17 protein-coding genes are annotated in these 22,976 nt (G+C 65.8%); 16 read left to right on the top strand and 1 reads right to left on the bottom strand.

The annotated features are described in order from the left end of the window. Window positions 1-16: 16 nt before the first annotated feature. From IT361_18290 to IT361_18215, 16 genes are all read left to right on the top strand, one after another. Window positions 17-2,485, top strand: a complete 2,469-nt coding sequence (locus IT361_18290; GenBank protein ID MCC6319625.1) for a hypothetical protein — start codon at window positions 17-19, stop codon at window positions 2,483-2,485. Window positions 2,486-3,025: 540 nt separating this feature from the next. Beyond that, window positions 3,026-4,231, top strand: coding sequence for a chorismate synthase (gene aroC, locus IT361_18285; GenBank protein ID MCC6319624.1), 1,206 nt, complete (start codon window positions 3,026-3,028; stop codon window positions 4,229-4,231). Window position 4,232: 1 nt separating this feature from the next. Beyond that, on the top strand, window positions 4,233-4,757 hold the full coding sequence (locus IT361_18280) for a shikimate kinase (protein ID MCC6319623.1): 525 nt from the start codon (window positions 4,233-4,235) through the stop codon (window positions 4,755-4,757). Window positions 4,758-4,760: 3 nt separating this feature from the next. Next, complete coding sequence (locus IT361_18275) at window positions 4,761-5,183, top strand: DUF494 family protein (protein ID MCC6319622.1); 423 nt, start codon at window positions 4,761-4,763, stop codon at window positions 5,181-5,183. 8 nt (window positions 5,184-5,191) lie between these two features. Next, entirely contained in the window at window positions 5,192-7,738 is a 2,547-nt protein-coding gene (topA, locus tag IT361_18270; protein MCC6319621.1) for a type I DNA topoisomerase, read from the top strand. 88 nt (window positions 7,739-7,826) lie between these two features. Continuing rightward, window positions 7,827-9,170 carry a methylenetetrahydrofolate--tRNA-(uracil(54)-C(5))-methyltransferase (FADH(2)-oxidizing) TrmFO gene (gene trmFO / locus IT361_18265; GenBank protein ID MCC6319620.1) on the top strand — a complete coding sequence of 448 codons (1,344 nt, stop codon included), beginning with the start codon at window positions 7,827-7,829 and terminating at the stop codon, window positions 9,168-9,170. 2 nt (window positions 9,171-9,172) lie between these two features. Further along, on the top strand, window positions 9,173-10,138 hold the full coding sequence (locus tag IT361_18260) for a tyrosine recombinase XerC (protein MCC6319619.1): 966 nt from the start codon (window positions 9,173-9,175) through the stop codon (window positions 10,136-10,138). Window positions 10,139-10,250: 112 nt separating this feature from the next. After that, a complete protein-coding gene (gene hslV, locus IT361_18255) occupies window positions 10,251-10,790 on the top strand; it encodes an ATP-dependent protease subunit HslV (protein MCC6319618.1) in 540 nt (179 codons plus the stop codon). Then, entirely contained in the window at window positions 10,790-12,244 is a 1,455-nt protein-coding gene (gene hslU / locus IT361_18250) for an ATP-dependent protease ATPase subunit HslU (GenBank protein ID MCC6319617.1), read from the top strand. Before hslV ends, hslU begins: the two co-directional genes overlap by 1 nt. A gap of 63 nt (window positions 12,245-12,307) precedes the next feature. Continuing rightward, entirely contained in the window at window positions 12,308-13,219 is a 912-nt protein-coding gene (argF, locus tag IT361_18245; protein ID MCC6319616.1) for an ornithine carbamoyltransferase, read from the top strand. A 17-nt stretch (window positions 13,220-13,236) separates the two neighbouring features. After that, the gene (gene bcp / locus IT361_18240; GenBank protein MCC6319615.1) at window positions 13,237-13,674 is read left to right on the top strand and encodes a thioredoxin-dependent thiol peroxidase; all 438 of its coding nucleotides are present in this window, start codon (window positions 13,237-13,239) and stop codon (window positions 13,672-13,674) included. Between the two features lie 194 nt (window positions 13,675-13,868). After that, window positions 13,869-14,981, top strand: coding sequence for a glycine cleavage system aminomethyltransferase GcvT (gcvT, locus tag IT361_18235; protein ID MCC6319614.1), 1,113 nt, complete (start codon window positions 13,869-13,871; stop codon window positions 14,979-14,981). A gap of 4 nt (window positions 14,982-14,985) precedes the next feature. Beyond that, on the top strand, window positions 14,986-15,480 hold the full coding sequence (locus tag IT361_18230; protein ID MCC6319613.1) for a MogA/MoaB family molybdenum cofactor biosynthesis protein: 495 nt from the start codon (window positions 14,986-14,988) through the stop codon (window positions 15,478-15,480). Further along, complete coding sequence (locus tag IT361_18225) at window positions 15,477-17,078, top strand: sigma-54-dependent Fis family transcriptional regulator (GenBank protein MCC6319612.1); 1,602 nt, start codon at window positions 15,477-15,479, stop codon at window positions 17,076-17,078. The genes IT361_18230 and IT361_18225 overlap by 4 nt, the downstream gene beginning before the upstream one ends. 174 nt (window positions 17,079-17,252) lie before the next feature. Beyond that, window positions 17,253-18,056, top strand: coding sequence for a hypothetical protein (locus tag IT361_18220; GenBank protein ID MCC6319611.1), 804 nt, complete (start codon window positions 17,253-17,255; stop codon window positions 18,054-18,056). 445 nt (window positions 18,057-18,501) lie between these two features. Continuing rightward, window positions 18,502-19,818, top strand: a complete 1,317-nt coding sequence (locus IT361_18215) for an HD-GYP domain-containing protein (protein MCC6319610.1) — start codon at window positions 18,502-18,504, stop codon at window positions 19,816-19,818. On the opposite strand, the gene IT361_18210 is transcribed toward IT361_18215, so the two are convergent. Further along, complete coding sequence (locus IT361_18210; protein ID MCC6319609.1) at window positions 19,785-22,931, bottom strand: AAA family ATPase; 3,147 nt, start codon at window positions 22,929-22,931, stop codon at window positions 19,785-19,787. The two genes, IT361_18215 and IT361_18210, sit on opposite strands and share 34 nt — an antisense overlap. Window positions 22,932-22,976 lie beyond the last annotated feature (45 nt).

The following is a 22,976-nucleotide window of genomic DNA, read 5'->3' as shown; positions in this document are numbered from 1 at the left end:
TACCTGGAGCTTACCGATGAAGCATTCCATTCGTCGCGTTGCCCCGGGGCTCCTCGCGGCCCTTGCGGCCGCAGGCTGCGCGTCGACCGAGATCGCCTCGACCACGTCCGATCGGATCGTGCCCGAGGTCGCCGTCTCGATCGAGGGGAAGGTCGGCAGTGACGGGGTCGATTCCGTCAGCGTGCGCGTCCCCCTGCAGGTCCTCGTCAACGCAAAGGACAACGCTGCCCTCACCACGGTCGTGACCCGCGTCTTCGCGGACTCCCTGGTGGTCGGCCGCGACTCGGCCAGCTTTGTGGCCGCGAGCAGCACGTACTCCAAGACCATCAGCATCCCTCTCGCCGGTGTGCGTCCGGGCCAGGTGATCACGGTGCGCACGTCGGTCAGCGACGGCGCCTCGAACACCGCGTCCAGCGCCGCGAGCGCGATCGCGTTCGATCCAAACGTGCCTCGCATCGCGCTCGTGCAACCGCAGCCCAACGTCATCATCTCCGGCACGTACAGCTTCAACGTCGGCGTGATCGACACCACCGGCCTGACCAAGGTCGGCTACAAGGCCAGTGCGACGGGCTTTGGTCGCGCGGATTCCACGCTCTTCCCGGTGCCGTACCCCAAGGGCGACACCGTGACGTACCAGTTCCAGGTGCCAGCGGCCCTCGGCGCCGGCAGTATGATCACGATCACCCCGTTCGCCGAGAACCGTGACGGGCTCCGTGGTCAGGGCCAGCCGTTCGTGGTCCGCGTCGCCGCGGCCGGCCCCGACCTCCTGGCGCCGATCGTCTATCAGACGGTCGCCCCGCGCCTGGAGACTCCGGATTCGCTCGACCTGGAGGCGCGTGACACCGATGGCCTCGTGCGCATCATCGGGTTCGTCGCGAAGAACTCCGCCGGCGTTGTCGTCTACCGCGCCGCCGACACGCTCACCGCGCCGGCGCAGCACGTCACGCGTCGCAAGGTGTTCAACGCCCCCATCGCGCTCCGTGGACAGGCGATGTTCATCACCGCGTACGCCACCGACGTGTCCGGCAAGACGGGCTACGCGGTACCGACCGGCGCCAGCGTGCCGGTGAATGCGGACTCGCTCGCCAAGCGCGACGCGGTCACATATGCCTACGGCCTCACCTATGCCATGCCCGCCGGCAGCCTTGGGGCGGACATTGCAATCGACACCGCACGCGCCACCGTCTACGTCTCGAACATCAATCGGAACTCCCTCGAGGCCTGGAACTACTCCACCACCCTGCAGCGCCTCGCGTCGGTCGCCGTAGGCGCCCAACCGTGGGGTATGGCGATCGACAATTCCAACTCGCTGTTGCTGGTCGCCAACTCGGGCGGTACCAACGTCTCCAAGGTCGCCCTCGACACGCGCCTCGAAACGGGGCGGGTGAAGACGGCGAACGAGTACGTGTTCGACGTGTCGTACAACAAGGACGAGAGCTCGGGCGGCTTCAAGTTCACCGTCGCCCCGCCGATCGACTACTCCGACCGCCCGCAGTACATCGCTCAGGCGGCGAGCGGCGCGCTCTACTACTCGACGCGTCCCACCAGTTCCGCGATCCCGGGCACCCTGCGGCGCATCGACAACTTCCTCGATGCGCGCGCCGAGCCGCGCCAGATCTGGCAGTACGGCGCGTTCCTCAAGGGCCACTACGTCATCATCAACGCCGACCACGTGGACGTGATCGAGGGCGAAGATGGCGTTCCCGATCGCATCATCATCTGCGAACACACACCCGGCAACAACCCCAACACCGCGGTGTGCGTCAACTCCCTCACCGTCGAGGGTGCGATTGCCACCCTCCGCCAGGCGCCGGTCTCCGGCAACGTGGTGGCCGTCAAGGATCTCGACGTCGCGTCACTCGCCCTGCCCGACACGAACTTCGTGGCGGTTGGCGGTGACCGTCGCCGCGTCGCCTTTGGCGAAGGCAACACGCCGCGCCGCGCCGGTCGCGTGCTCCTGGTGTTCGATCCCACAGGCACCACGGCCGACGGCGCGCAATATTCGGCGCCGATGGAAGTGGCCGACCTGACGAACAACGCATCAGACAAGGTCTACGGTCTCGACATCAACCAGAATTCGTCGAACATCGGCGTGCATGGCGTCGAGACGTTCTTTGCGGACTCGTCGCTCCGGCTGCAGGGCAAATACGCCACCTTCAACACGGGCGCCGGAATCGTCTTCCACCCGAACAACAAGGACGAGAACACCGTCGACTCGCTCGCGCGCGTTGCGTTCGTGGCCTCGGGTGACTTCTCGATCCAGATCGTCGACTCCTACACGTACCGGCTGCGCGGACGCATTCCGATCCGCACCAACCTGTACGGCCCGCTTCGCGCCGCGGTGCCTTCGCCGGCCGAAGCTGCGCAGGATCCGAACCTGGTGGTGAAGCTGTTCGGCCTCACGCCCGAAGGCCTGGTCGTGATCGATGTGCGTCGCGCCGATATCAACAACGCGATCTCACAGGCAAGGATCAGGCAGCCCTGATCGCCGAAGCCTGAATCGGCCTCGCGAGCCCCGTCGATCCTCGGCGGGGCTCGCGTCGTTTGTGCGTCGGCGCGACGAGGGCGCCAAGAGGCGCTACGAGGCCCGACGTGGCGCTACGAGGCTCAACGTGGCGCTACGAGGCACCAACATGGCGCTACGGAGCCTCAACGAGGCGCTACGGGCTCAACGAGGCTCACAAGACGGCCCGAGGCGCAACCAGACGCTACGAGGCTCAAACAAGACGCTCGTCCGTCCTTCGCCAGGTCGCCACCGATCAATCGACGTCGGAAATGAAGCCGCTGGGCCACGGCCCCGCGCCACCGTAGGCGAGATGCCCCCGGGAAGGCCTTGCTCCCCCTGCCGTAACACGTTTCCCTTCGCGGGCCGGCGGAAGACATTCCCCCGTTGCAGGCGCTCCCGAGGGTTCGAACCTACCTGTCACCCCTGGAAAGCCTGCGGCTCGAATCCAGCCCGCAGGCAGGGCGCGGGACGCGCCGAGAGCAGCACCAAACGACCAACAGATTGTCAACAGCCAGACTGATGTTCCTTCGATTCTCCACCGCCGGCGAATCCCACGGCCCCGCGCTCGTCGCCACACTGGAGGGCATGCCCGCAGGGCTCGCTCTCCTCGCCGACGACGTCAATAGCGAACTCGCGCGTCGACAGCAGGGCTATGGACGCGGGCGACGCATGCAGATCGAGAAGGACGAGGTCGAGTTCCTCTCCGGCGTGCGTGCGGGGCAGACCCTGGGCTCTCCGATCGCGATGCTCATCCGCAACCGCGACTGGAAGAACTGGCAGGAGATCATGGACCCGGCGCCGCAGGAGGGCGACCCTGTGCTGCGTCGCCGAGCCGTAACCAGACCCCGCCCCGGACATGCCGACCTCACAGGCATGCTCAAGTACGATCGCGACGACGCCCGCGACATTCTGGAACGCGCCTCCGCGCGAGAGACGACCGCGCGCGTCGCCGTAGGCGCCGTGTGTCGTCACCTGCTTGATGCATTTGGAGTGAAGATTGGCAGCCATCTCGTCCACCTCGGCGGCATTGACGCTGCGCCGCCCGCCACCCTCCCCGCCGACCTCAATGCGGCGGCCGACCCCTCACCGCTCCGCACGCTCGACCGCGATGCGGAGTCACGCATGATCGCACTCGTCGACGAGGCAAAGCGGGCCGGCAACACGCTTGGCGGCATCTGTGAGGTTGTCGTCACCGGACTTCCCGCCGGACTCGGCTCGCACGTCTCATGGGACCGAAAGCTCGATGGGCGTCTCGCCGCGGCAATCATGTCCATCCCGGCAGTCAAGGGCGTCGAAGTGGGACTCGGCTTCGAGGCGGCGCGCCGACCGGGATCCGAGGTACATGACGAGATCAATCGTGATGCGTCGAGTGCAGCGACGGGCGGCGTTCGGCGCGCCACCAACCGGGCGGGTGGCCTGGAAGGAGGCATGACCACGGGCGAATCGCTCGTGCTCCGCGTGGCCATGAAGCCGATTGCCACGCTGATGCGACCGCTGAGTACGGTCGACGTGACCACCGGAGCAGCGGCAGCCGCGGTGGCCGAACGGTCCGACGTGACCGCCGTACCCGCGATGGGAGTCATCGCCGAAGCAATGACCGCAATCGTCCTGGCCGACGCCTGGCTGGAGAAGTTCGGCGGCGACTCGGTCGAGGAGATTCGGCGGAATCATGCGGCGTACGTGGCGCACATCGCCGCAAGGATCGGTCAGGCCACGGGAGATTGAGGTGCGGCACCTGGCGCTGGTGGGACTGCCTGGAGCGGGAAAGACGACCATCGCGCGTGCGCTCGGCGAGCTGCTCGCGCGCGACGTGATCGACTTCGACGCCGTCATCGAACGTCAGGAAGGACGCTCGATCGCTCGGATCTTTGAGGAGAGCGGTGAGGACTACTTCAGGGAGCGCGAGTGCGAGGTAACGGCGGCGCTCGTCGGAGCTCCCCCCGCCATACTGTCGCCCGGTGGCGGTTGGGTTACCCGATCGGAGACCGTTGATCTGCTCCGGCCAGGGATTCGGCTCGTCTGGTTGCGGGTTTCTCCGGCCACCGCCGTTCGTCGGATGGAGGGGAACCGTGACGCGCGCCCGCTATTAATGAAGGGGGATCCCGAGGCCATTTTGACCCGTCTTGGGGCCGAACGAGAGGAGTATTACGCAAGATCTGCCGCAGCGATTGACACGGAAGTCCTTACACATCAAGAGGTTGTGCGCCAAATCGCCCGGCTTGCCTCATTCTGGACCGCGGGAATAGGTTAGGCCATGGAGCCACGAATAACCCATCTTCTCGCGCAGTTGCGCCGGCGGTTCGATACCGCCGAACATATCGCCGAGGTCGAGGAGTACCTGACGTCGAAGGGGTTCGACCGGGGACAGATCGGTACCATTGTGTCGGCATGGCTCGCTGATATTGGTCGTCCGGGACAGGGGGTTCCGGTCACGTCACAGGGCCCGGTCCGGATACAGGGGCCACACGAGCGGAGCCGATTCACGCCCGAGGCGTGGGGGTATTTGCTGGGGCTCAGGGCCGGTGGGGTGCTCGGGGCGGAGGCGCTGGAGCAGGTCATTGAACGACTCATGATGCAGGTTGACGGTCGGGTCAGCCTGGACGACGCGCGATCGGTGGTGGAGGCCGGGGGCTCGGAGGGTTTCGGGCCGTTTGGCGAGCCGACGATCATGCACTAGGGAACGACATGGCAGCGAAGAAGCGAAGCAGCAGCTCGAAGGAAGCGTTAGGCGTCCGCCGGGTGGTCGGCCGGGGCGCTTCGCGCGCCGCGGCAAAAAAGACCACCAAACGCTCTGCAGCAAAGACAACCGCCGCCGCGTCGGCGTCGACGAAGGCACGCGCGCGCCGGACGCCGGTCGAGGTCACGGCCGACGAGGCGCCGGCTGCTGGCGCGGCGCTCGTCATCGTTGAGTCGCCCACCAAGGCGAAAAACATCGGCAAGTACCTGGGTCGCGGCTATCGCGTGAAAGCGACGGTCGGGCACGTGCGCGACCTGCCGGCCAAGAAGCTCGGTATCGACGTCGACAAGGGCTTCGAGCCCAGCTATGTCACGATCGAGGGCAAGGAGAAGACGCTCGCCGAGCTCAAGGAAGCGGCGAAGGACGCCAGTGCCGTCTACATCGCCACCGACCCTGATCGCGAGGGTGAGGCGATCGGATGGCACGTGGCCGAGCACCTGACCGCGAGCCGGGCGCACAAGGTCACCGCGCCGATCCATCGCGTCCTCTTTCACGAAATCACGAAGGACAGTGTGAAGGCGGCGATGGAGAAACCGCGGCGCATCGACACCAGGCTGTTCGAGGCGCAGCAGGCCCGGCGCATCCTCGATCGCCTTGTCGGATACAAGGCCTCACCCATTCTGTGGAAGGTTGTGAAGAAGGGCCTGTCTGCGGGACGCGTGCAGACGGTCGCGTTGCGGCTCATCGTGGAGCGCGAGCGGGAGATTCGCGCCTTCAGGCCACAGGAGTACTGGAGCATCGCCGCGGAGCTGGAGAAGGGTGGGCAGAAGTTCGCCGCGCGCCTCCATTCGGTGAACGAGAAAAAGGTCGAGATCCATGACGGCGCCACGGCCACGGGCATCGTCGACGACGTGACCGCTACGGCGGCTCGGCTCGCCGCGGCGCTGGGCCGGAACGCCCGCGGTCCGTTAGGCGTCTTCCCGCTCACGGAGGTCAAGCGACGCGAGCGCCGCAAGAACCCCGCGGCGCCGTTCACCACGTCCACGCTGCAGCAGGAGGCCGCAAAGAAGCTGGGCTTTGGCTCCAAGCGCACGATGCGCCTCGCGCAGGACCTCTACGAAGGCATCGAACTTGGCAAGGATGAGGGCGCGGTTGGCCTCATCACGTACATGCGCACGGACAGCACGCGCGTGTCGGAGGCGTCGGCGCTCCAGGCGCGCGACGTCGTGCGCCAGCTCTACGGTGCCGAGTATCTCGCCGCCGGTCCCCAGGTCTACGGATCGGACAGGAAGCAGGGCGCCAACACGCAGGATGCGCACGAAGCCGTTCGCCCAACCGACCCGGCGCGTCACCCCGACCAGGTGCGGCGCTTCCTCAAGGACGACCAGTTCAAGCTCTACCAGCTCATCTGGCAGCGCTTCATGGCCTCGCAGATGGCCCCGGCCGTCTTCGACACGACGACGCTTGACTTCACCTTCGATGGCCAGCAGGGGCGCTACCTGTTCCGTGCCACCGGCAGCATCGTGAAGTTCCCCGGGTTCCTCGCCCTGTATCGCGAGTCGCGCGAGGAAGGTGACGGGAAGGCGCTCGAAGACGAGCAGGCGCTGCCGATCGCGGTCGTAGGTGACCAGGTGCCGCTGCACACGATCACGCCCAACCAGCACTTCACCGAGCCACCCCCGCGGTTTTCCGAGGCGAGTCTGGTGAAGGAACTGGAGCGGCTCGGCATCGGCCGCCCGTCGACCTACGCGTCCATCATCTCCACGCTCGTCGACCGTCGCTACACCCTTCTCGAGCAGCGCCGCTTTACGCCGACGCCGCTTGGCGAAAGCGTCGAGCGCGTGATGGTCAAGCAGTTCCCCGACATCTTCAACGTCGGCTTCACCTCCGAGATGGAGGGAGAACTCGACAAGATCGAGGAGGGCGAACTGCCGTGGCGCCGCGTGCTCAAGGACTTCTATGGGCCGTTCGGCAAGTCGCTGGACGACGTCGACGTCGAAGGCCTGATCGCCGAGGCGCACGATGTGTCGGCGCTGGCAAAGGAGAAGTGCCCGAAGTGCGGAGGCAAGCTCGTGCCCAAGGGCGGCTTCTTCGGACCGTTTGTCGCCTGCGAGAACCACCCCAGGAACTGCGACTACACTCGGCCCATCTCCGGCGAACGCAAGCCCGCCCAACTCACCGAGCACCTGTGCCAGGTGTGCGGCGCGCAGATGGTCATTCGCCACGGACGCTCGGGCGACTTCCTCGGGTGCTCCAGGTTCCCCAAGTGCCGCGGGACGCGCAGCCTGCCCACCGGCGTGCATTGCCCCCGGGACGGCGGCGAGCTGGCGCAGCGTCGCTCCAAGGCGCGCGGCAAGGTGTTCTTTGGCTGTGAGAACTACCCCACCTGTGAGTTCATCTGCTGGGACAAGCCCGTGAAGGAGACGTGCCCCGAGTGCGGATTCGTTGGTGCAGAGGCGAAATCGAACAAGACGCGCGGCGAGTTCCGTCGCTGCCTCAAGTGCGAGAACGAATGGGACGTGGTGAAGAGCGAGGAAGAAGCGGTCGCCGTCTGACCGGCGTGGCAAGAGCCGTGGCAACCTTCCCCTTCTCGACGGCGCCAGCAGTGCCGCGACCATCAGCCTCGTGAGCACCCCGCGCGACGTGCGTCCGGTCTCCGTCATCGGCGGCGGCCTGGCCGGCAGCGAAGCGGCATGGCAGCTTGCCGAGCGCGGGGTCGGCGTCCGGTTGCACGAGATGCGGCCGGTGCGCGGGACCGAAGCCCACAAGACCGATCGGCTCGCCGAACTCGTCTGCTCCAACACGTTCAAGAGCACCGAGATCACCAACGCACACGGGCTGCTCAAGGAGGAAATGCGGCTCCTCTGCAGCCTGGTGCTTCGCTCGGCGGACGCCGCGCGCGTGCCGGCTGGCAGCGCCCTTGCCGTCGATCGCGACGTGTTCTCGCAGGGTGTGCATGATGCCGTGCTGGCTCATCCGAACGTCCAGGTCGTCAGGGGCGAGGTCAACGGGCTCCCCGACCGCGGCATCGTCGCCACGGGCCCGCTCACCTCGCCCACCCTCGCCGAGTCCATCCGCGCGCGACTCGGCGCAGACGGGCTCGCGTTCTACGATGCCATCGCCCCCATCGTTGCCGTCGAAAGCATCGACGAGTCCATCGCGTTCCGTGCCGCTCGGTACGACAAGGAGACGATGGCGGATGCCGGCGAGGAGGGCGCGTACCTCAACTGCCCGTTCAGCCGCGAGCAGTACGAGGCCTTCATCGACGCGTTGTCGAGCGCCGACCAGTATCACGGCCACGAGTTCGACGAAGTCCCGTACTTCGAGGGCTGCATGCCGGTCGAGGAGATGGTGAAGCGCGGGCGTGACACGCTGCGGTTTGGTCCCATGAAGCCTGTTGGACTCACCGATCCCGCGACCGGCCGCCGGCCGTGGGCGGTCACGCAGCTGCGTCGCGAAGATGCCGCGGGCCAGATGTGGAACCTGGTCGGCTTCCAGACGCGCCTTCGCATCCCGGAGCAGCAGCGGGTGCTGCGCATGATCCCCGGACTGGAGAACGCGGAGTTTCTCCGTTACGGCTCGATCCACCGCAATTCGTACCTCAACACGCCCGGTGCGCTGTCGGCCCACCTCTCGCTGCGCGACGACCCGATGGTGATGTTTGCGGGGCAGCTCACGGGGGTCGAAGGGTACACCGAGAGCACGGCCACGGGGCTCATCGCCGGTATCAACCTCGCCCGCCAGCTGCGCGGGCTCCCGCCGGTCCTGCCGCCGCCCGTAACGATGCTCGGCGCGCTCTATCGCTACCTGCGTGAGGCCGATCCGCGATACTTTCAGCCTATGAACGCCAACTTCGGCCTCCTGCCGCCCCTCGCGACCGAGGTGCGCGACAAGCGTGTGAAGCGCGAGCGGTTTGCCGAACGCTCGTTGGCCGCGATGCGCGGGTGGGTGGACGAGTTCGCGTTGCTTCCCGCCGGCGCGGCCTGACCATGACCCGTCGCGAGTTCGACGAGAGCGTACCGGTCGCCGAACGCGTGCGCCCGGAGGTGGTCACGACGTTCCTGACGCACCTCGACAAGGAGCGCGACCTTTCACCCAACACACGGGTTGCCTACGCGCGCGACATCGACCTCTTCCTCGAGTACCTCGCGGGGCAGGGCGCGGAAGCGTCACCCGACCTGCTGGCGGTCGATCGGCTGCTGATGCGCGGCTTTCTCGGATGGCTCACGCGGCGGGGGCTGTCGCGGCGATCGATCGGTCGCACGGTGTCCGCGCTGCGCACGTTCTATCGGTTCCTTCAGCGCGAAGATCTCGTCGACGCCAATCCGGCACGCGCGGTCGCGGCGCCGAAGTTCGAGAAGTACCTGCCCGCCTGGCTCGATTCGGCCCAGGTGGAGCGGCTCTTCGACGTCGCGGCCGCGCGGGCAATGGACGGTACGTTCGCCGACGTGCGCAACCTCGCCATGCTCGAACTGTTCTACTCGTCAGGCATCCGGCTGTCCGAATTGCAGGGCATCAACCGGCGCGACCTCGATCTCGTATCGCAGCAGCTCAAGGTCCGCGGCAAGGGTCGCAAGGAGCGCATCGTTCCGGTCGGATCACACGCCGTGCTCGCGCTGCGCAACTACGAAGCCCGGCGCGATATCCTGACGCGGCAACTTGGCCATGGCGCCGACCGGGCGGCATATTTCCTCGGGCGTACCGGCAAACGCATCAGTACCCGCGGCATCCAGCAGGTCGTGAGCAGGTTCCTCGGGAAGGTGGACGAGGACGCCGGGCTCAGCACCCACTCCCTGCGACACACGTTCGCCACGCACCTGCTCGACGCCGGGGCCGACCTCCGGAGCGTGCAGGAACTTCTTGGCCACGCATCGGTGTCCACCACACAGATCTACACCCACACCAGCGTCGAGCGCCTCAAGGCGGCGTATCGCAAGGCGCATCCACGCGCATGAGCCGGCGTCCCACCTGAACTGACGGCCGGCAATGCCCCGCGCTCCCGGGACCGTGTTCCCGGGCGGCATCGGGAGGAGCCGTGCCGTGATCGTCCGTCCGACCACGTCCCCAATGCCAGTATTTCACGCCACCACCATTCTCTGTGTCCGCCGTGACGCCCGCATCGCGTTAGGCGGTGACGGCCAGGTCACCATGGGTGACACCGTCACCAAGGCCAACGCGCAGAAGGTGCGCACGCTCGCCGGTGGCCGCGTCGTTGCCGGGTTCGCCGGTGCGGCCGCGGATGCGTTCACGCTCTTCGAGAAGTTCGAGGAAAAGCTCGAGCGCTATCCCGGCAACCTGCCCAAGGCTGTCGTCGAACTTGCCAAGGAGTGGCGAAGCGACCGCGTGTTGCGACGCCTCGAGGCGCTGCTCGCCGTGGCCGATCGCAACAACAGCTTCCTGGTCTCCGGCAACGGCGACATCATCGAGCCCGATGACGGGGTGCTCGCCATCGGGTCCGGCGGCGCCTACGCACTGAGTGCCGCCCGCGCGCTCGTGGCGCACACCGACCTCGCGCCGACCGAGATCGTGCGCAAGAGCCTCGAGATCGCCGCCGACATCTGCATCTACACCAACCGCCACATCACCGTGGTGGAGCCTGCCGCCTGATGGCGTCCCGCCGCACCGAAGCCGCCCTCGCGCGACTTGCCGACCTCACCCCCACGCAGATCGTGGGAGAGCTGGATCGCTACATCGTGGGCCAGCATGCCGCCAAACGCGCCGTCGCCATCGCGCTCCGCAATCGCTGGCGCCGCCAGCGCGCCCCCGAGTCGATCCGCGACGAGATCTCGCCCAACAACATCATCCTCATCGGCCCCACGGGGGTCGGGAAGACCGAGATCGCCCGCCGCCTCGCGCGCCTGGCCGGTGCGCCATTCATCAAGGTCGAAGCCTCGAAGTTCACCGAGGTCGGCTACGTCGGCCGCGACGTCGAGGGCATGATCCGCGATCTCGTCGAGAGCGCGATCGACATGGTGCGCACCGAACGCGAGAGCGACGTGGAAGACCTCGCGTATGAGAAGGTCGACGAGCGACTGCTCGACCTGCTGCTGCCGGTGCCTGCCGATGCGAAGGCCTCGTCCAGGGACGCCGCGGCCGGCGCCGATGCCAATGTCTTTGTCGTCTCCCCAACCGGCGCCGTGCAGCAGGAGCGCGACGACTCCGCCGCGCGCGAGCGCTACCAGCGGACGCGCGAGAAGCTCAAGCAGCTGCTCAGGGACGGTCAGCTCGAAGAGCGGGAAGTCGAGGTCGAGGTGCAGCAGGCCACGACGCCTGCCTTTGGCGTGATGACTCCCGGTGGCCCGCCCGAAGGGATGGAGTCCATCGGCGACATGCTGAAGGACATGCTTCCAAAGCGTACGAAGCGGCGGCAGCTGAAGGTGAGCGAGGCGCGCCGCATCCTGCTCGAGCAGGAACTGGAGAAGCTCATCGACACCGACGACCTCGTGACCGATGCCATCGCCCGTGTCGAGAAGATGGGCATCGTCTTCCTCGATGAAATCGACAAGATCGCCTCCGGCAAGGGCGAAACATCGGGGCCGGACGTCTCGCGCCAGGGCGTGCAGCGTGACCTGCTGCCGATCGTCGAAGGCTCCAACGTGCAGACCAAGCACGGCATGGTGAAGACCGACCACGTCCTCTTCGTCGCCGCCGGTGCGTTTCACGTGGCGAAGCCGAGCGACCTGATTCCGGAGCTTCAGGGGCGTTTCCCGATCCGCGTCGAACTCACCGCGCTGACGGAAGCCGACTTCGTGCGCATCATGACCGAGCCCGAGAACGCCCTCACGCGACAGTACGCGGCGCTGGTGGAGGCCGATGGGGCTCAGCTCTCGTTCACCGAAGACGGCATTCGGGAGATCGCCCACATTGCGTCGCTCGCGAACGTGCGCATGGAGAACATCGGCGCGCGCCGCCTGCACACCGTGATGACGACCCTCCTCGATGAGGTGCTCTTTGGCCTCCCCGATCGCGGCAAGGGCGCCGTCGTCGTCGATGCCGCCATGGTGAGGGAGCGGCTCAAGTCCGTGCTCGACGACGAGGACTTGCGCAAGTACATCCTGTAGGGACGCCGCTACCCGCAGGCTCCGTCGACTGGTTTTCGCCCCTTCCGCTCTGGCCCCACTGCCATGGCCCACCGTGATTTCCTCGCCATCCCCGATTTCTCCACCACGGAGCTGAACGCGCTCTTCGCGCTTGCCGAGCGCATGCGCGCGGGGCGGTATGACGCGCGGCCACTCGCCGGCAAGTCGCTGGCGATGATCTTCATGAAGTCGTCCACGCGCACGCGCGTGTCGTTCGAGGTGGGCGCGACTCAGCTCGGAGGTCACGCGCTCTTCCTCTCGCAGCGCGACGTGCAGCTGGGGCGAGGTGAGCCCATCGCTGACACGGCCCGCGTACTCTCGCGCTACGTGGACGGGATCATGATCCGCACGTACGGCCATGCGGACCTCGAGGACTTCGCCCACCACGCCACGGTGCCGGTGATCAATGGCCTCACCGATCTGCTGCACCCATGCCAGATCCTCGCCGATCTGCTCACGGTGCGCCAGCACCTCGGCGGGATCGACGACAAGGTCATCGCGTGGGTCGGTGACGGCAACAACATGGCCAACTCATGGCTCAACGCGGCGTGGCGACTTGGCTTCGAGCTGCGCCTGGCCTGCCCGGAAGGCTACGAGCCAGACGCTGAACTGCTGGCGCGCGCACGCGCCGGAGCGCGCGTGACCCTGGTGCGCGATCCGCGGGAGGCCGTCGAGGGTGCGCACGTCGTGAATACGGACGTCTGGGCGTCGATGGGGCAGGAGGAAGAGCAGGCGGTGCGGCAGAGGGCCTTTGCACGCTACACCGTCGATGCCAACCTCATGGCGCGCGCTGACGCGTCGGCGATTTTTCTGCACTGCCTGCCGGCGCACCGTGACGAGGAAGTGACGGCCGACGTGATCGATGGACCACAGAGCCGCGTGTGGGACGAAGCCGAGAATCGGCTCCACATCCAGAAGGCCATCATGGCCGTGCTGATCGGAGGTGAATCGCTGTGAGCGTGAATGTCGGAGACATGGCTCCCGGGTTCTCCCTGCCCGACGACACGGGTGCGACCGTGTCGTTGGAGGACTTCAAGGGAAAGCGCGTGGTGCTCTACTTCTACCCCAGGGCCGACACGCCGGGATGCACCACCGAGTCGTGTGAGTTCCGCGACGCCTTCCCTCGCTTCGACGGCGTCGATGCCGTTGTACTCGGCGCCAGCCCTGACACGGTGGTCGCGCAGGCGAAGTTCCGAAAGAAGTACGACTTCCCGTTCCGGTTGCTCGCCGACGCGGATCACGCGCTGGCCGAGCAGTATGGGGTGTGGAAGGAGAAGTCGATGTATGGACGCAGGTACATGGGCGTGGAGCGTACGACGTTCGTGATCGGGCCGGACGGCCGAGTCACCCATGTGTTCGCGAAGGTCAAGCCGGCCGGCCACGCCGAGCAGGTGCTCTCGGCCCTGGCGTAGCGCGGAGCTGGTGCTCGCTGTCCTGGCGTCGCACGCAGCTGGCGCTCGCGGCCTTGGCGAGAGGCCGATGGCTGAATCGCAGGACTGAGGGCTGTCGGCCCGCTGCCGTCGGAGCCTCAGTCTCGCGCGGGCGCTTTCGCGCGCCCTGCCACCGTGGCAGATTCCCAAAGCTGCCCCCACCATAGAGGCCATTCGTGTCCGACGCTCAGTCCGGCGCTCTCAAGCGCACGCCGTTCTTCGACTTCCACGTGGCCGCCGGCGCCAAGATCGTGCCGTTTGCCGGCTACGAAATGCCCGTGCAGTACCCGTCCGGGATTTCCGCTGAGCACAAGGCGGTGCGGGAGGGTTGTGGCCTGTTTGACGTCTCGCACATGGGTGAGTTCCTGGTGCGAGGGCCCGGTGCGGTGGACTTCGTCAACCGCGTGACCACGAACAACGTGGCATCGCTGGCCGTCGGTCAGGTGCAGTACTCGGGCATTCTGAACGATCGAGGCACCTTCGAGGACGATTGCCTGGTGTATCGCGAGGCTGATCGTATCCTGATGGTCGTGAACGCCAGCAACAAGGACAAGGACTTCGCCCACATCTCGCGGCACCTGACGGGGTTTGACTGCACGCTCGAGGACATCAGCGACGACGTGGCGCTGCTGGCACTGCAGGGGCCCATGGCCGTGTCGATCCTGCAACCCCTCACCGACGTCGATCTGAGCGCGATCGGCTACTACCACTTCACGCAGGGCACCGTGGCCGGCGCGCCGCGCGTGTACATCTCGCGCACCGGCTACACCGGGGAAGACGGCTTCGAGCTGTACTTCGACAACGCCCACGCGGCCACCGTGTGGAAGGCGCTCATCGCCACCGGACAGGTCGTGCCCACGGGCCTGGGGTGTCGCGACTCCCTGCGTCTCGAGATGGGCATGGCGCTCTACGGCAACGACATCGACGACTCGGTGACGCCGCTCGAGGCCGGGCTGGGCTGGATCGTGAAGCTGGCCAAGGGCGACTTTGTCGGCCGCGATGCGCTCGTCAGGCAGAAGGAAGCCGGCGTTCCGCGCAAGCTGGTCGGCTTCACCTTCGCCGAGCGTGCCATTCCGCGGCACGGCTATCCCGTATTTGTCGATGGCGTGCCCAGCGGACAGGTGTGCAGCGGCACGATGAGCCCTTCGTTAGGCATCGCGATCGGCACCTGCTACGTCCCTGCGGCCCGTGCGGCCGCGGGCAACACCTTCGAGGTGGAGATCCGGGGGAAGCGCGTGGGGGCGACCGTCGTCAAGACGCCGTTCTATACGAAGGGATCGCACCTCTAGGGTCATGCGCGTCGCGGTTCTCACCGTGTCCGACGCCTGTGCCGCCGGCACGCGCTCCGACGCGTCGGGCGAGGTGATCGTCGCCTGGGCCGGCCGTTCCGGCGCGCACGTGGTCTCGCGCGCCGTCGTGCCCGACGACACCGTTGCGATCGTGCGTCGGCTCCTCGACTGGTCCGACACCGGCTCTGCCGACGTGGTGTTCACTACCGGCGGCACCGGCCTCTCGCCGCGCGATCACACGCCCGAGGCCACGCGAGCGGTGCTCGAACGTGAGGCCCCCGGTCTCGTCGAGCGCATGCGTGCCCTGGAACTGCAACGATTCCCACGGGCCGCCCTGTCGCGCGCGACCGCGGGGACGCGCGCGCGGACGCTCATCGTGAATCTCCCGGGCTCGCCGAGTGGTGTGGCGGACGCGCTGGACGCCCTGGCGCCCGTCATCCGTCACGCCGTCGACATCGTCCGTGGTGATCCGACCGACCACTCGGGGTCCTTCGCGTGAAGGTGCTCATCACCCTCAACGACGTCGAACCCGCCGTACGGCTGAACGCAGCGCTCGAACAGTCCGGAGTGGAGACCGCGGTCGTCTCTCCGCTTGACGACATACGATCGGCGATTCGTCGCGAGCGGCCCGATCTCCTGGTGCTCTCGGGCGGCCTCCTCGATCCGCATAACGTCGCTCTCGTTCGCGAACTCCTGTGGGACGGCCTCACCGCGGTCGGGTTCATGGACGTGTCCGACCCTGGCATCGAGGCGCGTCTGCGCGCCATGGGCTACAGCGACGTCCTCTCCAAGCCCATCGCCCTCGATGACGCGGTGCGGAGTGTCAGGCGCCTGCTCGATCGACGGCGTCTCTCCCGTGCGACCGGCCTCATCGGGGACTCCGAAGCGATTCGCGAAGTGCTCGTGCAGGTCGAGCAGATCGCCCCGGTGACCAGCACCGTGCTCATCGAAGGGGAGAGCGGCACCGGCAAGGAACTGGTAGCGCGCGCGATCCATCAGCTCAGCCCGCGGCGCAACAAGCCGTTCATCGCGGTCAACGTCGGCGCCCTGCCGGACTCGCTGCTCGAGAGCGAACTGTTCGGCCACGAGAAGGGTGCGTTCACCGGTGCCGCCGAGCGGCGGCTTGGCCGATTCGAACTGGCGCACGGCGGGACGATCTTCCTGGACGAGATCGGCGACGTGCCGCACTCGACCCAGGTCAAGCTGCTGAGGGTGCTGGAGCAGCGAGAGCTCACACGCGTGGGCGGGACCAGCACGATTCCCGTGGACGTCCGCGTCGTTGCCGCGACCAATGCCCCTCTGCGCGAGGCCGTCGAGCACGGGAGCTTTCGCGCGGACCTGTTCTATCGACTCAACGTGCTGCGGATCTACCTGCCGCCGCTTCGCGACCGGAAGGACGACATTCCGGTCCTCGTCAGGCAGTTCGTGAGCGAGCTTTCGCGTCAACATGACCGACCGTTCCGCGGAATTTCGGCCGAAGCGATGCAGGTGCTGACCGACTACGCGTGGCCGGGAAACGTGCGCGAGCTGCGTAACCTCATCGAGAGCATGGTGGTGCTGGCCCATGGTCGCGAGGTGGGGGCGTCGGATATTCCCTCGCAGATCCGCGAGGGTGGGTCGCGGCTGTTGCCGGTGCACATCGGTCCGCTCGTCCGCGGGCAGTCGGGGTCAGATGGTCGGGAGCTGGAGTTCATCCTGCGGAGCCTGGTGGAGCTCAAGCTTCAGGTGGAGGAGCTTCGCCGACGGATTGATGATCCAGGTCACAATGTCGATCGCATTGGAGCAGGCCAATGGATCGGAGATGCTCCCGCGGCAGACTCAGCATATCGGCTCTCGGGCGGTGCGAGTGCTGCGGGCATCGAGCCGCGGGACCAGGTGATCGAGAATGCGGTGACCATTCGGCCGGGCATGACGATGGCGCAGATCGAGCGCGCGGCGATCGAGAACGCGCTGCGGGAGACGCGGGGTAATCGCCGTCGGGCGGCGGAGCTGCTCGAGATCGGTGAGCGCACGCTGTACCGGAAGATTCGCGAATACGAGCTCGTCGGTTCCGAAGGTGTCGGTGAGGAGGGGGAGGGGCAGGATGCGGACTCGTGAGGCAGGAACGAGACAGTGACTTGGAACTGCGCGGCAGAACCTGTCGCTTGAAAATCCTCGACGTGTGACGCATTATCTCGCGCCCGGACGACGCGGGGATCTGAGGAGAGGGTCTCGGGGACGTCGACTCGGCGCGCAGGAGACGAACCTCCCCTTTTCGGTTGGTGGATCCGCATGGCGCAGCCGCAGCCCTCAGCCCTCATTGCTGGTAGCGTCCTCCCGATCAAGCGTGCGGAGGAGCTGTTGGCGACGCTGCCTGGAGTCATCGCGGCGCGGATCATCGCGGGCGATAGCGGGGCGGTGGACGAGATCCATGTGCTGACGAGTGCGGACCTCACGCCCAAGCAGACCGTCCGGAATATTGAGAGTGCTCTAATCGCGCACTTGGGGATGCGGGTGGATCACCGCAAGATTTCGGTGGCGACGAGCATGGAGCCGCGCCGGGTGAAGGAGGAGGCGGTTCCTGTGGCGACGGCGCCTGCGGAGGTGCCGAAGGGTCCCCAGGCGGTGCCCAGCGTGCCGGGGGCGGTCGGGCCGGCGCCGGTGGTGGAGTCTCTCCCGGCGCCGGTGGTGCCCTTGGCGGACGCCGGTGGGCGGCGGTTGTTCTATTTTGAGGATGTCGAGGTGAGTCGGTCGCGGGCCAAGGGGCTGACGTGCCGCGTTACCCTTGCCAAAGGCGGCAAGTCCTTCACAGGAGAAGCCGAAGGCACGGAGAACGAGCGGTCGCGAGTCGAGTTGGCGGCGCGGGCGGCGATGCGGGCGCTGGCGGTTGGGGATGTTTCCCTCAGGCCGCTGGACCTGGAAGGAGCACGGGTGTTCGAGGCGTTCGACCGTGAGTTCGTCTTTGTCGGGGTGACGGTGCAGCATGCACGCGCGAGCGTGTTGTTGACGGGGAGTTGCGAGTTGAAGGACAGTCCGGAGACGGCCAGCGTGTTGGCGGTCCTGGATGCAACCAATCGTTGGCTGAGCCGTCGGTAGCGCACGTACGACCTGACGAAACTGGAACTCGACCTTTTCGAGGCGAACGCACAGCAGACCAGTCGAGACAACTGAAGGGCCCCCGTTCCCACCGAGCAGGTTTGCAGGACGAGCAGGACCGAGTACGTGAGCGAACGTCGAGCGGGAACACAATGCAAGTGAGCGGAGCCGACCGGAAAGACGCAGCTGCACATCGCAGTCTGCGCTACTCGAAGGGAGGTTACGCAGATGGACATCATTCAGTGGCTGCTGGCGCTCGCAAGTGGCGTGATTCAGTGGCACTAGAGGGTTCGGGGGCCCTTCCTGTCGAAGCGGCTGCGGCTGCACAGCAAACCACGCCGTGATCGAAGGTTCTCACGCCCAGCCCACACAGCGGCTCAAGGCTCGACCTTGGAGTCGAGTGCGCGAGCACATCGAGCAGAGTCGACTTCGACCGAGCGACGCCATGCGCGCGCTGCCGGTTGTAGTTGCCGTCGGGTTGCTGGCAGTCGTCACCCTTTGGTTCGTTTCGGGGACAACACCTCCTAAGGGCCCGCACTTCGTCGTTGGCGCGGTGTTGGTGGCGCTCGGGCTCCTTGCCGAGGTACTCGCACACTACGACAAGGGCAAGAGTACCGTCTCTGCCGCGAGCGTCGTGCCGTATGCGGCGGGGCTCCTTTGTGCGCCGGACTGGCGACTACTCGCCGGTGTTGCGATTGGGCAAGTCGCGGTGCAGGTATGGCACCGTCGCGCCCTTGTGAAGGCGACGTTTAACATCGCGCAGCTCGTGCTTCAGATGGGAGTCGCGCTGCTCGTTCAACTGTCGCTCACGGACGGCGACTTCATCATCAGAGGAAGTGGATTCGGGGACGCGCTGGGTGCACTCCTGCTGCCTGCCGCTGGATATGTTGTCGCGCAGATGGTGGTGAATCACATCTGCATCTCGGCCATCATGGCGTCGGTGACCGATGCGAAGTTCATGCGCCTCCTCACCGAGGCGATGGCGAAATCAGTGCGCACCACCGCCCTGCAGATCGTGTTTGTCGTGTACTTGGCGTGGCTGGCGGCCAACCTCGGGTGGATTGGCGCATTGGGAATGGCCCTGCCGATCCTTGCGCTGCGTCAGCTCATGAAGACAGCCGCAGACCTTACCAACGTAACCGAAGAGCTTCTGGATCTTATGGTAGCTGCGATTGAAGCGCGCGATCCGTACACGTCAGGACACTCGAAGCGCGTCTCGGCTACCGCGGTCACGATAGCCAGGGCCCTTGGCCTAAGCGAGGCGGCTGTCGAGCGCGTGCAGGTGGCCGCATTGCTTCATGATGTTGGGAAGATCTATGAAGAGTTCGCCAAGGTTCTTTCCAAGGAGGGTCGCCTGACGCCAGACGAGTGGGAGGTGATGAAGCGGCACCCTGTTCGCAGCAGCGAGCTGGTTGGGCTCGTCAGAACACTTAAGGATGTGGTACCGGCGGTTCGCCATCACCATGAGAACTGGGATGGAACTGGTTACCCTGATGGTGTTCGAGGCGATGCCATCCCGTTGGCATCGAGGATTATCATGTTTGCTGACACTCTGGACGCGATCACAACCGACCGGCCATATAGAAAGGCCTTGGACCCCGATGAGGCGCGTCGAGAGTTCATAAAGTTCCGCGGAAAGCAGTTCGACCCAACTATCTGCGATCTGGTCGTTTCGTCAGATGTGTGGCCACAGCTCTATGCGGCCGCTAAGCACGAGCGGCTCAAGTCTCACAGCTCAGATCGCGCAACCGTGGTCGCATAGCCGCGAAGGACATGGGGGCAGGCCGACTGCACTTCAGCGGGGGCAAGTGACCAGAGCCGCTCGGAGGGCGGTGTACGCTCGGCGCGCAGCTCAGAGAAGTACTCTCTAACAGTCTCTACTGCGTCGTGGGTTCGTCCCACCAGCTTGAGCGCCCTTGTTAGGGCAACCACCGAGTAGTCGACAGCTCCTCGCGTCAGTACGCGCTTGTCGAGGGTACGGAGCCAGCTTTCCGAATCGATGGTGACTAGCTCCGGAAATGCGAACGAGAGAGCGGCGCGCGCGAAAAGCTCACTGTGCCGCTCGAGCGCGAAGAGAGGCCCATCGTCCAAGCGCTCCAATAGCGCTCGCGACACAGAAGCTCTTTCCCCGTCTTGTGACGCCATTGCGAGCATCGCTTCGAAGTGAAAAGTTGCACGTGCATACCTTGGACTCTTGGCATCACCTGGAATGTTACTCCTGATCTCGGCGAGAGCCTCGCTCGCCGCCTCAAAGTCCCCCAGCTGAAGGTGGCAGCGCACGAGCATCTCCAACGAGTTCACGAGGTGTGTCCGCAGACGGAGATACCTTGCGTCCGAGAGGGACCTCTGAAAGTCCTCAAGCGCTTCGTGGGTGTAGCCGAGTCGAAGGAGACAGTGACCAGCGAGCCGACTGAGGCGGACTCGTTCTGAAGGCGGCCGTTCACACGCGCTGGACCTAAGCGAGAGCGCGGTCCTGCGTGCCTGGGGGATTTGGTTCAACGCCAGAGCGCAGATCATTCCGAAGGTAGCGCGCTCGATTGCACTCGGCGCGTTCGCGCACAGGGCCTCAAGGGTTGCCTGTCGAGGCGCACAATACTCGTGCCCTCGCATAGCATTGTCGGCCGCGATTACCGCAAGCTGAGCTGCCTCAAGGCGTATCCGGGGGTGCAGGTCCACGGCTTCGATAATCTCCTCGAGCGTTTCGTAGTCCGGCTCTCCAAGCGAGGTCCACATCGTCGCCTGCTCAGTCACGACTGCAAGGGTTGCTCGCTGGGGGGGCTGCAGATAGCTCATGATCTCCGGCGTGAGCTCTGGCCGCAATGCGGTAATGGAGTGCCACTCGTAGGCCTCCGCCAATGACTGGGCAGCGCCCAGCAGCGCGCGCGAACGCACTCCCGCAGCGGCGGTCAAGTTCAGAGCTCTGAGGTAGGATGCAGCCGCTTCGGTGGACATGCGGCGGTCAGACAAGCACTTCCCTAGACGTACTGCTGTCTCAGCAGCGCGATCGCCAGCGCCGGCACGCTCCCAGTGCGACAGCGCATCGCTCAGAAGCTCATGGCCTTGGCTGCTGAGGCCTTCTCTCTCGAGGCAGGTCGCCGCGCGATTGCGCAGGTAGCAGACGACCGAGGTGGGGGTGTGCGAGATCGCGAACTCACCAATCAGCGCGTGCCTCACTGTGAGGTGGCCCTGCTGGATCGACACGAGACCTGAGGTCTCCAGTTCGTCAAGGAAGCCCACGAAGTCGGCTGACGAGAAGCCAAGGACCGCTTCCACGCGACCTATTGTCGCGTGGCGCTCCAGCAACGCTGCAGCCGCGAGCGCGCGCTGAGCGCCTTTAGTAAGCGAAAGGTGCTGCATCTGGATGAGCGCACTGATGCCTGCGGGAGGCGCGGCGTGAGCACCGTCAGTGACACCCTGCGCTAGGAGTTCGGCCAAGTAGAAGGGGTTGCCATGGGCGGTCTGCACAAGACGCTCATAGTCGACCTCTGTCGGCATCGGCGAATCCTTAGCTCTCCACGCCGTGACGAACAACCGAGAGTCTTCGACGGAGAGGGGCTTCAGGATCATGTGGTGATTTCGGCCACTGGAACCATCAATCCCCAGCTGCGCGTACCAGTCTGGGAGTCTGCGCGCTGCCAGGATGAGCAGCAGGCGCTTGCCCGCACATCTGTCCACGACGTCGCTGAGTATGCGCCAAGATGTCTGGTGAAGGCGATGCGCGTCGTCAACAAAAAGGACTAAGGGTGCTTCGTCGGTTACGGCAGACGTCAACTCTCCGAGAGACAACACCAATTGGGCATAGGCTATATCCGCGCTTGTGCGCTGGAGCTCGGCTGCATCAGTTTCAGGCAATTGCAAGCGACGAAGATGCTGCAGGTGCTCCGTCGCGCATCCCAACGCGCCAGGGAGAGCCAGCATCGATGCTGACAGCGCGAGGAGGCTCGACAGCGGGGACAGCGCGTCGCCGGACGTGCAGGCGTACGTGACATGCAGGGCGCCGTCGAGCACCGCGAAGCGAAGAAGCTCCTTAGCAATGCGCGTCTTGCCAATGCCGGCCTCGCCCGTAACCGCGAAGTACTGTCCGACTCCACCTCGGCACCGGGCAAGCCCCTCCCGCAACTGCTGGAACTCCTGCGAGCGACCAACGAACGGCACCTCGGATCGTCGAGGAAGGAGCGCCTCATCCAGGCGCTCAGAGACTCGCTGGCGCAGCTTCCGAGCTGGTACCTGCATCGCCTCGGATACACTGCCGACCTCTTGCTCGTATACCTCCAGCAGGCGGACAGCCTCTACCTTGCTTCCCTCCATGACCAGCGCCTCAGCGAGAAGCAGAGTCGCCGTCTCGTTGAGTGGATCGAGCGCTAGGAGGGCACGAGCGAACCCCTGCACTTCGCGAAAGGTCGCATGAGACCGCGCCGCCTGGAGAGCATCAACCAGCGCGTGCCTCCGTACTCGATCAATGCGATCACGAAGATCCTGAAGCCAACTCATGAACTTCGTCCCGAACCGTGGAGCATATCCGGGAAGGAATCCTCGAGTTGCGAGCCGCAAGAGGCCTTCGCGCGATACGGCCCCATGAATGAGCTCCCGAACGTCCACCTCGACGTCCAGCTCCGTCAGCACCACCCGCCCTCCCTTCATATTGACCGGCACCCCGAGCTGCCGCAGACGATACAGCGTCTGTCGCAGGTTGTGCCGAGACGACTCGATCGACGCTTCGGGCCAGATCAACGACGCGAGCTCGTCCCGTGCCACCCCGATGTCTGGGTCGCACACGGCCGCGTACAGCACTACCGCAAAATGCAGCTCCGAAGACGGCTCGATCCGCGTTACCTCGGTCTCGAAGACCGCCGCTCCAAACGTTGTCCCTCGCATGGCGCCCCCGGAGCCCGGCCCGCCGAGGCTCCCGTTGCTGGTTCC

The organism is Gemmatimonadaceae bacterium (genome assembly GCA_020846935.1).
Classification (GTDB): domain Bacteria; phylum Gemmatimonadota; class Gemmatimonadetes; order Gemmatimonadales; family Gemmatimonadaceae; genus RBC101.
This window is presented reverse-complemented; position numbering and strand designations above follow the sequence as displayed.